General features: G+C 74.1%; 13 protein-coding genes. All 13 read left to right on the forward strand.

Annotated elements, in window-relative coordinates; genetic code table 11:
• Positions 1 to 1,781 (forward strand): FtsK/SpoIIIE domain-containing protein (locus NFS20_RS08080; RefSeq protein WP_251151266.1); only part of this gene is annotated, 1,781 nt, incomplete at its 5' end.
• Positions 1,778 to 2,314, forward strand: a complete 537-nt coding sequence (locus tag NFS20_RS08085; RefSeq protein ID WP_251151267.1) for a hypothetical protein — start codon at positions 1,778 to 1,780, stop codon at positions 2,312 to 2,314. The genes NFS20_RS08080 and NFS20_RS08085, both read left to right, overlap by 4 nt.
• Before the next feature lie 42 nt (positions 2,315 to 2,356).
• Positions 2,357 to 2,818: a hypothetical protein gene (locus NFS20_RS08090; RefSeq protein ID WP_251151268.1), complete on the forward strand. Its 462-nt coding sequence runs from the start codon at positions 2,357 to 2,359 to the stop codon at positions 2,816 to 2,818.
• Positions 2,815 to 3,189: an RNA polymerase-binding protein RbpA gene (locus tag NFS20_RS08095; RefSeq protein WP_251151269.1), complete on the forward strand. Its 375-nt coding sequence runs from the start codon at positions 2,815 to 2,817 to the stop codon at positions 3,187 to 3,189. The genes NFS20_RS08090 and NFS20_RS08095 overlap by 4 nt, the downstream gene beginning before the upstream one ends.
• Before the next feature lie 21 nt (positions 3,190 to 3,210).
• The gene (locus tag NFS20_RS08100; RefSeq protein WP_251151270.1) at positions 3,211 to 4,857 is read left to right on the forward strand and encodes a KTSC domain-containing protein; all 1,647 of its coding nucleotides are present in this window, start codon (positions 3,211 to 3,213) and stop codon (positions 4,855 to 4,857) included.
• A gap of 147 nt (positions 4,858 to 5,004) precedes the next feature.
• Complete coding sequence (locus NFS20_RS08105) at positions 5,005 to 5,811, forward strand: DUF4190 domain-containing protein (protein ID WP_251151271.1); 807 nt, start codon at positions 5,005 to 5,007, stop codon at positions 5,809 to 5,811.
• A 72-nt stretch (positions 5,812 to 5,883) separates the two neighbouring features.
• A complete protein-coding gene (locus tag NFS20_RS08110; RefSeq protein WP_251151272.1) occupies positions 5,884 to 6,855 on the forward strand; it encodes a hypothetical protein in 972 nt (323 codons plus the stop codon).
• Entirely contained in the window at positions 6,852 to 8,348 is a 1,497-nt protein-coding gene (locus NFS20_RS08115; RefSeq protein WP_251151273.1) for a CCA tRNA nucleotidyltransferase, read from the forward strand. The genes NFS20_RS08110 and NFS20_RS08115 overlap by 4 nt, the downstream gene beginning before the upstream one ends.
• A 19-nt stretch (positions 8,349 to 8,367) precedes the next feature.
• Entirely contained in the window at positions 8,368 to 9,204 is an 837-nt protein-coding gene (locus NFS20_RS08120; protein WP_251151274.1) for a hypothetical protein, read from the forward strand.
• A 34-nt stretch (positions 9,205 to 9,238) separates the two neighbouring features.
• Entirely contained in the window at positions 9,239 to 9,988 is a 750-nt protein-coding gene (locus tag NFS20_RS08125) for a hypothetical protein (protein ID WP_251151275.1), read from the forward strand.
• Between the two features lie 22 nt (positions 9,989 to 10,010).
• Entirely contained in the window at positions 10,011 to 11,048 is a 1,038-nt protein-coding gene (locus NFS20_RS08130; protein ID WP_251151276.1) for a hypothetical protein, read from the forward strand.
• Positions 11,045 to 11,680: a type II secretion system protein gene (locus NFS20_RS22275; protein WP_353050436.1), complete on the forward strand. Its 636-nt coding sequence runs from the start codon at positions 11,045 to 11,047 to the stop codon at positions 11,678 to 11,680. Before NFS20_RS08130 ends, NFS20_RS22275 begins: the two co-directional genes overlap by 4 nt.
• 20 nt (positions 11,681 to 11,700) lie before the next feature.
• Entirely contained in the window at positions 11,701 to 12,390 is a 690-nt protein-coding gene (locus tag NFS20_RS08140) for a helicase associated domain-containing protein (RefSeq protein WP_251151277.1), read from the forward strand.
• Positions 12,391 to 12,411 lie beyond the last annotated feature (21 nt).

Consider the following 12,411-nt stretch of genomic DNA (forward strand, 5'->3'; position numbering starts at 1 on the left):
CCCCCGAGGAGCCCGCCGATGCCCCGACGCACCACCCGCTCGCGCAACCGCGACCGCGCGGTGAGCCGATGAGCGGGCGCACCCGGGCCGTACGCATCGAGCGCGCCCCGATGCGCATGCCGAACGGGTTCGACACCCGCAAGCTCGCCGACCCGCGCGTGCAGAAGGTCCTGCAGCAGCGCATCTCGACGCACTTCGGCGAGGGCTGGGAGATCGAGCACGCCAACGCCGACGGCACCCTGACCCTCAAGCGCGAGGTCGAGATCTCCGACGTGCCGAGCATCGACGTCAAGCTCGCCGCCTCGGTCAAGCCGTCCGACGCCGCCAAGAAGCAGTCCGACTTCGAGTCGGAGTACCCCGGCTACACGATGACGGCGTTCGACCCCTACGGGCGCCACGCCACCCTGACGCGTCTGACCGACGAGGAGGTCCGCGCTCGCGGGCTGGTCGCCGAGGCGCTGCAGGTCAAGCCGTGGGACGTGCAGGTCACCTCCCGCGCCGACAACGGCTTCGACTTCCAGCTGCGCTCCTACGTGCCGTCCAAGCACGACGCCCGCATCCGCGAGGTCGCCTCCGAGACCCTCGGGCGCCCCGGCTGGTACCACCGGGTCGACATGCAGAACATGGTGCTGTCGATCATCCCCGGCGACCTGCCGACGTTCCCGGCTGCCTACCCCTACCCGTTCGGGCAGCCCACCAAGAGCGTGTTCGACATCCCGATCGGCATGGCCCTGGGCGGGGACGGCGTGCCCAACACACCGCTCGACCTGCGACTGGCGGACAGCGCCGGCGGCCTTTTCCAGGGCCTGGCCGGAGCAGGAAAGTCCGTCAGCGTGAACACGATCGTCTACGGGGTGCTCGAGCGCGGGCACCAGCTCGTCATCCTCGACGTCCCGCACAAGGCCGTCGACTTCGAGTGGTGCAAGCCGTACGTACGTGAGAACGGGTGGGGCTGCGAGTCCAAGGCGGCCGCCGTCACCGCAGCACGACTCGTGTACGACGAGGGTGTGCGCCGCGGCAAGGTCCTGCGCGAGATGGGCGTGCAGAAGTGGCAGGACCTGCCCGAGCACGTGCGAGCCGAGATGCCCCTCATCACGATCATCGCCGACGAGCTCACCGGCCTGCTCGCGTTCGACCCCATCCCCAAGGCGCTGCCCAAGGACCACCCGGTGCGGATCGAAGCCGCGCAGGCCGCCGCCGAGACCGAACTGCTCAAGGCCGTCATCACCAAGATCCCCGCCGAGATGCGCGCCGCCGGCATCCGCCTGGTCCTCGCGACCCAGCAGGCCCAGTCGAACACCGGGATCCCGCCGTCGGTGAAGATCAACCTGCCCAACCGGGTGCTGCTGGGCGTCAACGCCACCAAGCAGGCCCGCGGTCACGCGTTCGCCAACCCCGACTCCGTGCCGTGGGTGCCCGAGCACATCGCCGCCGACGCCAAGGCGGGGCGCGGCGCCGGCGTCGCCGAGTTCGAAGGCCAGACCTCGACGGTGTTCAAGGCGTTCTACGCCTCGACCGACGAGTACCTGCGTCACCTGCAGGCTCTCGGCGTGCCGCGTGCTGCCAACCCGGAGCCGACGGCGGCGCAGATCGCCAAGCACGTCCCGCGTCTGGACGAGAGCGAGGACGACGGCCCGCCGCCCTCGGCCCTGGACGGCGGCGGCTTCGGCGCCCCGGACGGGCGTGACGCGCCCGAGCCGCGCCTGCGCGGGGCCGCAGCGGCAGCCCACCAGCTGCGCGTCGCCGAGGCCGAGCACGCCCGAGCACAGGCGGCCTCGTGAGCGCCCCGGCCCTGATCGGGCTCACCGGGCCCTGCGCCGACCAGGTCGCGGCCGTGCTGGACGGGCACGGCTACCGCGTCCACGACGCCGCCGAGCCGGCCCGCCGGGCGCTCGCGGTCATCGACCCGCTGCTGCCCTCGGGCCGATCCCTGACCGCGCTGGTCGGCACCTGCGGCTGGGACGGCGCGACCCGCGACCGGACCGACGGCCCGGAGGTCGCACGCCTGGTGCACGCCATGCGCACGGAGGTGCCCGCCATCGTGCTCGGCGGGGCGGCGTGGCTCACGCGCGTCACCGCGGAGATCTCCGCGGCCGCCGACCTGCTCGGCGGGGCGCCCGTCGCGCTGCTCGGCGTCGACCTGCCGGCCGAGCGGGCCTGGGTGCGCGAGCACGGCGGCACGGTGTGGAACGTCGGGCCCCAGCGCGACCCGGACTCCGAGGCGAACCTGCCCGCAGACGTCTCGGCGCAGGCCCTGGGGCGCCGGGTCGAGCGTGAGCTGGCACGTGCCGCACATCCACTGGTCGTGGCGTGATACCCGCACGCCTGCACACCACCACCCGAGGAGGTCGCCCGCATGGGTGACGAGTCCCGCTTCGCCCTGAGCTTCTTCGACCGCACCGTCGAGGCCGACTCCCTGACCGAGCTGGTCGCCGCGCTGATCGCCGGCTACAGCGACGACGAGACCGCTGCGCTGCTGCAGCGCCACAGCGCCGCCGTCGGGCTGGTCAACGCCCGCCAGGCCGACCTGGCCGTCGAGGCCGCGGAGGCCGGTGAGGCGATCGACGCGTTCACCGAGGAGCAGCTGACCGCCCTGTTCGCCTCGCGCGACGAGATCGTCGACGTGCCGGACGGCAAGTGGGAGTCCGAGACGATCCCGCTGCTGCTCATGGCGACCGACTACGAGCCGTACACCGACCGGGTCAAGCCGGTCGGCAACGTCAAGTTCGTCGACCCGGCCAACGAGCGCACCTTCCTCGGGACGCTGTCCGACGTCGGCGCGCTGACGCTGTTCGTGCGCGAGGAGACGGCCGCGTGAAGTACCAGACCCACGTCGGCACGATGCCGTGGTCGCGCGGCGGCAACCTGCTGGAGGCGTTCGGCGAGCAGGAGGACGTCCTGCCCGCCGCGACCCGGCCGGTCACCTACGAGTGCGCCGCGGACCACGTCACCGTGCTGACGTTCGCCCTGGACGCCAAGGCGCCGGCGACCTGGACGTGCCCGCGCTGCAGCCGTGACGGCGCCCTGACGGACGCCGGTGGCGGCCCCGTGGACGACGAGGAGGTCGCGCCCCCGAAGCCCGCGCGCACCCACATGGACATGGTCCGTGAACGGCGCACCACCGCCGAGCTCGAGGCGCTGCTGGCCGAGCGTCTGGACCTGCTGCGGGCGCGTCGCGTCGCCGTGTGAGTCCCCGCACATCTAGGGGGCATGACGACCACGACGACGCCACGCATCCCTGCGACGGCCCCGCGCGTGCCTGCCGGGGTCCGAGAGGGCGGCCAGTGGACCACGACGGAGCGTGACGAGTCCGCCGTCCAGCTGACCGTCGACCCGGCTCGCGCGCTGCGTGAGCGGCACGAGCAGCTGGCCGCGGCAGGCTTCGTGCCCGCCGTCGCGCTGGCCGCCCGCCAGGACCCGCGCACCACCTCCGGGATCGACGCCTGGTGGGGTGACCACTTCGCCTCCGCGGAGTACCGCGCGGGCGAGGGCGGGTACCCCCAGATGCCGGACGACTACGGCACCACCGGGGACGGCAACGCCCTGTCCGGGGCGCGGCGCACCCGCCGCATGCGGTACTCCGGCAACGGGGTCGAGCTGCGGATGCCCGCCGCCGCGGTCGTGCGCCGCTTCGCCACCGAGAACGACGGCAAGACGTTCGACCTGCCGGTCACCGCCGAGATCGCCGAGGGCACCTCCACCCGGCAGGTCGCCGGGTGGGTGCGCGTCGTGCCGCGCCCGGCCGGCGGGTACTCCGTCGCGCCGGTCGGCCTGGGCGGGGACACCGGCGTGCGCCTGGCCGAGTCCGTGTCCGCGGTGCTCGAGGCGCGCCGGCCGTCGCTGGCGCTGCGCCAGATCGGTGACCTGCTGGCCCGCCGCCGCGAGCGTGAGGCCGGGCAGGGCGCCGCGCTGCGTCCCGTCGACTCCTCGTGGGTCGAGGCGGTCGGGTACGACGAGGCGACCGGCATCATGGCGATGCAGACCCAGCGCGGTGACCTGTACGGCCACCAGGTCTCGCGGACCCGGTTCGAGCAGGTCGTCTCCGACGCCTCCCCCGGCGCGCAGTTCAACCGCATCATCAAGGGCAACACCCGGGCTGCGGTCGCCCGCTGCGAGTCCGGATGCGGCCGGTTCTACTCGGCGACCAAGGCCCACACGTGCCCCGTCACGCCGTCCGCCCCGTCGACGCAGCGCATCGCCCAGAACGCCGCCGCGCGCGCCGCCGCGGCCGCCGTGACCGCGCCGGCCGTCCCCAAGGGCCCCGCCCCGGCGCCCGGCGCGCACACCCCGGCGGGCACCGTCATCGCCCGCGACGTCGACGAGTGGCAGGACCGGCACCTGCGCCGCCGCGACAAGCAGCTGGGCGTGTACGGCCCGGCCGGGTACACCAAGGCGCTCACCCCGGCGCTGTCGCAGTTCACCACCTCGACGTACGTGCCGAACCTGTACCGCTCGTTCAAGGTCGGCGACCAGGTCACCCAGCTGCACAACGGCGACTCCGACGTCATGCGGTTCGAGGGCCTGCACGGCAAGAAGGCGATGGAGGTCGGCCGCGCGCTGACCGCGCGCCAGCGCGCCATGCGCCACGCCGGCGCCCCGACCACGGGTGCCGCGCTGCTCGCCTCGGCCCGTCACCCGGGCAAGGTCGAGGCGTTCGGCTACATGGTCGCCCCGTCGCGCGAGGACGAGCGTCTCGCGGTCGGCGGCGTGCTGCTGTTCGACGACGCCCCCGACGAGCAGGCCGCGATCGCCGCGGCCGCCGAGTACGGGCTGGACGCCGTGGTCGAGCCGCAGCGGGTGCAGCGCGTCGAGGTGCCGTGGCGTCCGGGCGAGAAGGCCTGGCGCCTGACCTGGTGAGGACCCTCAAGTCGGCGCGTTCGCGACCGAAGTGGTGGGTGAGCGGCGGCCGGAGGGGGCCGCCGCTCACCAGCACGCCGGGCCCCGCCCGGGAACCGACCGGCTCGCGTACCGGACGCGAGCTCGAGCACGAGCACTGGAGACCTGATGCCCCAGCCCGACCTGTGGTCCACCCCTCCCGAGCCGCGCCGCCCCGCGCCCGCGCCGGTGCAGCAGCCGACCGAGACGTTCGACCCCGTCGCCGTGCACCCGTCCGGGCCGCCCGCGCCGGGGTTCCCGGCCCCGCACGCACCGGGGCCCCAGGGCGCCCCGCCGCCCGCACCGGGTGGTGAGCGGCCCATCATCGTCCTGCTGGGCCTGATCTTCGCGTTCGTGGTGTGGCCGGTCGGCCTGGTCCTGTCGATCCTGGGCCTGCGCGAGGTCAAGCGCACCGGCGCGCCCGGGCGCGGCATGGCCAAGGCCGGCGTGATCCTGTCGTCGGTGTTCGGCGCTCTGAGCATCCTGGGCCTGATCGCCAGCGTCGTGCTGCCCCTGCTCCTCGGCGGCGCGATCCTGGACGCCACCGAGGAGCAGGGGTCCGGCACCTCGACATCGTCCACGCAGGACGGCTCCGCAGCCGAGCCCGGCGCGGGCGGTCAGCAGGACGTCGTGATCGCCGACGGCATGCCGGCCGAGCTGCAGGACCAGTTCACCGCGTTCGCCGACCAGGCCGTCGCGCTGGTCGCGGGCACCGACGGCTCCCCCGGCGCGATGTACGACCCGGAGGCCGGCGGCCTGGGCCTGTACGCCGCGGACGGGTCGGTCTCGACCACGGTGGCGCTGACCGACCTCGGCGTCACCACCCCCGAGCAGGTCACCACGGCGTTCGTCATGCTGAACGAGGACGGCTCCCTCGCCCAGGCCTACATGGTCATCGGCGGGTACGAGGCGTCCAGCACCGGCCCGACACCGTGACGTCCTGACCGGACCAGCACGACCCCGCGGGGCGCCAGCACACGCTGCTGGCGCCCCGCACATCTACCCGGCATGATCGACATCGCGCGCGTGCCCGCAGGCGTCACCACCGGCGGCCAGTTCGCCACCACCGCCCGCTCCGAGGCCGCCGGCGTCACCCTGGCGCCACCGAAGCTCGAGGGCGCGCACGACCCCGCCGTCGTGGACGGGACATGGATCTCCGACGGCCAGGTCCTGATCTCCCAGGTCGCCCGCGTCGACGGCGCCATCATGGTGAACTCCCGCGGCGGTCACCCCCAGGCCATCGCCGCCAACCGTGCGGTCGCCTCCCGCCTGCAGCGCGCCGGCGGCACCGACCTCGAGGACGAGGTGTTCGAGCTCGCCGCCTCCGGCGCGAAGGTCACCATGCTGCTGACGAACAAGGCCGGGGTGATCCGTGCCCACGAGGGCACGATGTACCGCAGCCCCGGCGGCAACCTCGCCCTGATCAACAAGGGCTCGCGCTCGGGCAAGGGCATGCTGCTCTACCGCGCCGACCAGCACCCCGACGAGCGCTGGCACGCGCGCCCGCTCGCGCTCAAGCGCGGCTACGGCCACCTGGAGACGATGACCGACACGTGGCGCGAGACCGCCGCCACGATGCCCGCCACCGAGAAGCCGCACTACGACGACATCCCGGTCTGGGACGGGGCCGGTGAGCCGCCGAACGCCATCTCCGCGGTGTTCACCTTCACCCACCCCGGGTTCGAGGGCGTCGAGGGGCCGGGGTCGCTGTTCTTCGCGACCGACGTCCAGACCGACAACGCGGGCAAGGCGTCCATCGTCAACGGGTACGGCGTCTACCCCTCGGACGCCGGGCTGGTCTCCGAGCACGGGTCGATGTACGTCTCGGACCTGGACGCCATGTCCGGGCGCGTCAGCGGCTTCGAGCCTGACAAGATGACGTTCTCCGACGCGATGGCGCTCGGCAACGCCGCGAACTGGGAGAACGACATCGAGCGAGCCTGGGACGCCGTCGCGGCCCACAGCGGTCGCACGGCATGACCCGCGCGCGGGTGCCGGCCGGCGTGACCGAGGGCGGCCAGTTCGCGACCGGCGCCCGCGCGGAAGCTGCGCTCACCCTCAGCGCCCCAGTGCGTGTGCCCGCCCAGGTCCCGGTCAGCCCGGCCGCCGCACGTGCACTGGACGCGATCGCCGCCGCCGGCGGGCGCGGCTACCTGGTCGGCGGGTGCGTGCGGGACTCGCTGCTGCGCCCCGGCGCGGCGCCCAAGGACGTCGACATCGAGGCCTACGGCCTGGAGCCGGGTGACCTGGCCCGCGCCCTGGACGGCGTCGGACGGGTCGACGAGGTCGGCAAGGCGTTCTCGGTCCTGACGGTGCGCACCGGCGGGCAGAGCCTGGATGTCGCCCTGCCGCGCCGGGAGGTGCGCACCGGCCCGGGCCACCGGGACTTCGCGATCGAGGTCGACCCCTACGTCGACCTGGCGACCGCGTCGGGTCGCCGGGACTTCACGATCAACGCCCTGATGTTCGACCCCGCCTCTGGCGAGCTCGTGGACTGCTGGGGCGGACTGGACGACCTGCGAGCCGGCGTCCTGCGGCACACCACCCCCGCCTTCGCCGAGGACCCGCTGCGGGTGCTGCGCGGGGCCCGGTTCGCGGCACGGTTCGACCTGACCATGCACCCGGACACCGTCGCGCTCGCCCGCGACCTCGCGCCCGAGTTCGCCTCGCTGTCCACCGAACGTGTCTGGGGCGAGTGGTCCACGATGGCCGCGACCGCCAAGCACCCGTCGCGGTGGCTGGACGTGCTCGCCCAGACCGGGTGGCTGCGGCACTTCCCCGAGCTCGACGTCCTGCGCGGCATCTCCCAGGACCGGCGCTGGCACCCCGAGGGCGACGTGTTCGAGCACTCCCGGCTGGCCGCCGACGCGGGCGCGCGCCTGGCGGACGAGGCCGGGCTGGACGGGCCCGACCGGGCGGCGATCGTGCTGGCCGCGATGCTGCACGACGTCGGCAAGGCCACCCACACCCAGTGCGACGGCGACCGGATCACCTCCCACGGCCACGACGAGTTCGGGGAGCCGATCGCCAAGACGTTCCTGTCCCGGATCGGCGCGCCGCGGCACGTGGCCGACCTCGTGGGCCCGCTGGTGCGCAACCACATGGTCTCCACCACCGTCGCGCAGCCGTCCATGTCGACGGTGCGTCGTCTCGCGCGCCGCCTGGCTCCGGCCACGATGCAGCAGTGGGCGCTGGTCGTGGGCGCCGACCGGGGCGGGAGGGGCCCCGCGTCCGAGCCGGGCAACACCGGCCGGTGGTTGGAGCTGGCCCAGCGGGCCGGGACCGAGCAGCGGCCGGTACGCCCGATCCTCGGCGGCGACATCCTGCGCGCGGCCGGGTGGGCGCCCGGCCCCTCGTTCGGGCCGGTCATCAAGGCCGCGATCGCCGCGCAGGACGACGGCGCGTTCGCCGACGCCGACGGTGCCCGCGCATGGCTGGCGGCCACCTACCCGGGCGGGCAGCCGTCCGCCTGACCCCGCACATCTACCCGGCATGACCGACACCATGCGCTCCCGCGTCCCCGCTGGCGTGACCACGGGCGGGCAGTTCGCGACCGAGGCTCGCGGCGAGGCCGACGTCCAGCTCGCCGCCACCGCGCCGGCCGGTGTCGGGTCGCCGTCGACCGTCTACCTGGCGAACCTCGCTGAGCAGCTCGGGCTGCGCGGGCAGGCCACCTACGCCGACGACGACGCGCCCGCCGCGGGCTGGGCGAGCGCGACCTTCGTCTCCCCGGACGGCGACCGGCTGCTGATGTCGGCCTCGTCGCGCACGCGCCCGCACTCCGGCGAGGTCGAGACCACCGCCCTGTGCGTGGACCTCGAGCGCAGCGAGGACACGCCGCTGCCGTTGGCGGCCGTCGCGCAGGCCTTCCGGTCCGAGGTGTACGGCGGCGGGTCCGGCACGTGGGCGGCCAGCTCGCGGGCGACGGTCCGCTCCGTCGTGCTGACCGCGGGGATGGCGCAGGCGGCCGCCGGCCGCTTCGAGCGTCCCGAGCACGGCATCACGGGCGTCACCTTCGGCACGCAGGTCGAGCTGCCGTCGGTGCGGTACGCCGACGACGAGGAGTACGAGACCAGCCCGCTCCTGACGTGCAAGGTCGACGGCGAGGGCCTGACGATCGCCGCCCACGACGACCACCTGGAGGTCGAGCTGGGCGACCTGCAGGTGGGCGACACCCCGGACCTCGTGCGCGACCTGGTCGGGGCAGACCTGTGCACCCGCCTCGGCATCGACCCGGGCGAGGACCCGATGGGTGCCCTGGAAGCGCAGCTGCGCGACCTCGCCGAGCAGGCCCGCCAGGGCGAGCTGTACCGCGCCTACTTCGGCTGAGCGCCCCGGCGCCTGCCCCGCACATCTACCGGCCATGAGCGCACAGACCCGGTCCCGTGTCCCCGCCGGCGTGACCACGGGCGGGCAGTTCGCCGCCTCGGCCCGGGGCGAGGCCGAGGTGACGCTGGGCGCCGCCGCGCCGGAGTACGACTTCGTCGGTCAGGACGCCCGCGGCGTCGACATCCTGGCCGGCGACACGGTCGTCAAGGTCGGCGGCGGCTACAGCGCCACCGCGTGGACGGTGGTCGGCGCCAAGGGCGAGAAGGTCACCGTCGCCTCGCAGAACAACCCGGCCACCCGTCGCCACGTGAACCTGGCCGACTACACCATCGTGCGACCGGACCCGAACTACCCGACCCCGGAGGGGTACGCGGCGGCGCTCTACAACCAGGACCAGATCGAGGCACTGCGCGACGTCTGGGCCGACCGCGACCCCGGGTACGCGGCCGCGCTGCAGGACGTGATCGACGACCTGCCGATGCGCAAGGTCGGCTCGACCTACCGCCAGGCGATGGTCGACCAGGTCGCACCCGAGCACCGCCGCGAGGTCGCCGAGGGGCCGTACTCGCTGTACTTCTCGCTGCGCAACGGCCACAACGGCTGGAGCCACGACGACGCTCTGACTGCCGCCAACGCCCACAACGCGCTGCCCTTCCGCCCGCCGACCGCTGAGCAGCTGCGCGCGATGGACGACGAGCAGTTCCGCGCCCACCACCTGGCCTGGCGGATCCGCAACGACGACGCGACCCGCGAGCTCGTCGAGCAGATCGCCGCCGAGCGGTAGCCGCCCCGCACATCTACGGGCCATGAGCGCACAGACCCGGCCTCGTGTTCCCGCCGGCGTGACCACCGGCGGGCAGTTCGCCGCCTCGGCTCGCGGCGAGTCCGCAGCGGACCTGACCGTGCCCGCGCACCTGGACTTCGTCGGGGCCGACGCCGCCGGGGTGTTCCTGGTCCGCGACGACTGGGTCACCGAAGTCGCGGCCGGCGGCGGGTCGGACCCGTGGCGCGTCGAGGGCGCCCGCGACGGCAAGGTCGAGCTGCAGTCCGTGGACGACCCGACCGCGCGCCGGCTTGTCGACGGCGCGGACTACGAGGTCATGCGCCCCGACCCGGACAGCCCCTACGGCGAGCCCGCCACGCGCACGAGCGTCGACCACCTGGCGCAGGTCGCCGAGGAGTGGGCCGAGCGCGACCCCGCGTACGCCGCGCGCCTGGCGCAGGTCATCGACCGGCTCACCGGCCCCGACCTGCCGGCGCGCGACGCGATCTTCACCGACCCGGTCGACCTGGTGCGCTCGACCGAGAACCACGACGGCTCCGACGTGGCCGTGCGTCGCCACCGCGCCGTCGAGCTCGCCGTCGCCCGCCCGCTGCCCCGGATCTCCAGCCAGACCCGCCACCCCGCGAAGGTCGGGGCCGCCCGCTCCGCGCTGCGCGCCACCCGTGACCCGGGGCGGGTCGTCTCGCTGCGCGGCCTGGACACCATCGGCAAGGACCCGTTCGAGGTCCGCGGCAACGACACCGACCCGCTCGTGGTGATCAACCGCTCCGGGTTCAGCCACCTGCGCGTCACCTCCGGCGCCGCTCTCATCCACGCCGAGTCCGCCTCTGGCAACGCCGTCACCGTCACCGACGGCGCGACCGCCGTGATCTTCGCCTCCCCGGGGCGCAAGGTCTCGGTCAGCGTCGAGGGGTCCGGCGTCGCGGTGCTCGTCAGCTCGCAGGACGTCCACGGCTACCAGCGCCGAGACGAGGGCGAGGGGTCCCTGGACGTGCTGCGTGAGGAGACCGACCGCCTCACGGTCCGCACGCCGTCGAGCGACAAGGCGGTCCGGCCGTGACGCGCCCGCCTTGTGCGCGGGCGGCGGCCCGGCGACCGGCGGGCTGGTCCGCCGGCTTCACGCTGACCGAGCTGCTCGTGGTCATCGTGATCATCGGCATCCTGTCCGCGGTCGGCGTGCCCATGTACCTGAACCAGCAGCGCAAGGCGGCCGACGGCACGCTGCGCTCCGACCTGCGCAACGCCGGGATGATCGTCACCTCCACCCTGCTGGACACCGGCGGCGCCGCCGGTCTGCGCGACCAGGTCAACTGGCACAACAACACCCTGTACGTGCACGAGGGCGCCTGGCAGACCCTGCCGACGTCGTCGCTGATGTGGAACGACCTCGGCCTGCAGGAGATCCCCGTCTCGGGTGACGTCCTGCTGGAGGTGCAGCACGTCGTCTCCTCCAGCGACTGGCCGCGCCGGCACGGCGACTTCGAGTTCTGCATCACCGGGGCGAACAAGGGCAGCAGTCACGACCGCCTGCGCGGCAGCGGCAACATCACGTACGACCGGTTCCTGTACTACGACTCCGTGCTCGGCGGCGTCGCCGACCTGAGCCGGGTCGCCGCAGCGGCCGACGCCGGTCAACAGCCCGCGTGCTACGCCTACGCCGACCTGTTCCGAGCCGCCGGCGGCACCCTGTGACCGGGGCCGCGCCGCGCCGCGTGCCCGCAGGCGTCACCACCGGGGGCCAGTTCGCTGCCCAGGCGCGCGCGGAGGCCGACGTCGACCTGGCCTCCACCTCCCGCGGCCGCCCGCCCAACGAGGCCGTGTGGTCCGAACGCGTCGACGCGCTGCAGTCCTTCGTCGAGGACGAGGCCCGTTGGCCGCTTCGGACCTCGCCGGACGCCGACGAGGCGCGTCTGGGGCGGTGGCTGTCCGACGTGCGCCAGGCCGCCGTCAACGGTCGCCGACCGAGCCTGACGCGTCCCCACCGCCTCGAGGCGCTGGACAACGCGGTCCCGGGCTGGCGCACCGGCACCCTGGACTCCCTCGTCGACGAGACGGGCAACATCCACGGCGAGCTGACCGTGCTGGGGCGAGCTGCCCAGCGAGGCGACCGCACGGAGGCGCTCTGGCGCTGCCGGTGCACCTGTGGCGAGGAGGTCGTCGTCATCGGAAGCAGTCTGCGTCGAGGCGCCACCCGGTCCTGCGGTCACCTGCGCAAGACCGCGATCGACGAGGCGGGCAAGACCTACGGCGAGCTCACCGTGCTGCGGCGCACCCAGCGCGATGGGAACACTTCGGCCTTCTGGCTGTGCCAGTGCAGCTGCGGAAGGCAGACGACCGTCTACGGCGGAGCCCTGCGGTCGGGATCCACGCGCTCGTGCGGGCACCTCAAGCGGTTGACCTGACCCCGCCCGCACATCTACCGG

It is taken from the genome of Cellulosimicrobium sp. Marseille-Q4280 (assembly GCF_943181405.1).
In the GTDB taxonomy this organism is placed as follows: domain Bacteria; phylum Actinomycetota; class Actinomycetes; order Actinomycetales; family Cellulomonadaceae; genus Cellulosimicrobium.

Bases quoted from the DNA above. Each gene is read 5' to 3' on its own strand.
- NFS20_RS08090 (WP_251151268.1), top strand. From the start codon at position 2,357: ATGGGTGACGAGTCCCGCTTCGCCCTGAGCTTCTTCGACCGCACCGTC.
- NFS20_RS08100 (WP_251151270.1), top strand. From the start codon at position 3,211: ATGACGACCACGACGACGCCACGCATCCCTGCGACGGCCCCGCGCGTG.
- NFS20_RS08105 (WP_251151271.1), top strand. From the start codon at position 5,005: ATGCCCCAGCCCGACCTGTGGTCCACCCCTCCCGAGCCGCGCCGCCCC.
- NFS20_RS08110 (WP_251151272.1), top strand. From the start codon at position 5,884: ATGATCGACATCGCGCGCGTGCCCGCAGGCGTCACCACCGGCGGCCAG.
- NFS20_RS08115 (WP_251151273.1), top strand. From the start codon at position 6,852: ATGACCCGCGCGCGGGTGCCGGCCGGCGTGACCGAGGGCGGCCAGTTC.
- NFS20_RS08120 (WP_251151274.1), top strand. From the start codon at position 8,368: ATGACCGACACCATGCGCTCCCGCGTCCCCGCTGGCGTGACCACGGGC.
- NFS20_RS08125 (WP_251151275.1), top strand. From the start codon at position 9,239: ATGAGCGCACAGACCCGGTCCCGTGTCCCCGCCGGCGTGACCACGGGC.
- NFS20_RS08130 (WP_251151276.1), top strand. From the start codon at position 10,011: ATGAGCGCACAGACCCGGCCTCGTGTTCCCGCCGGCGTGACCACCGGC.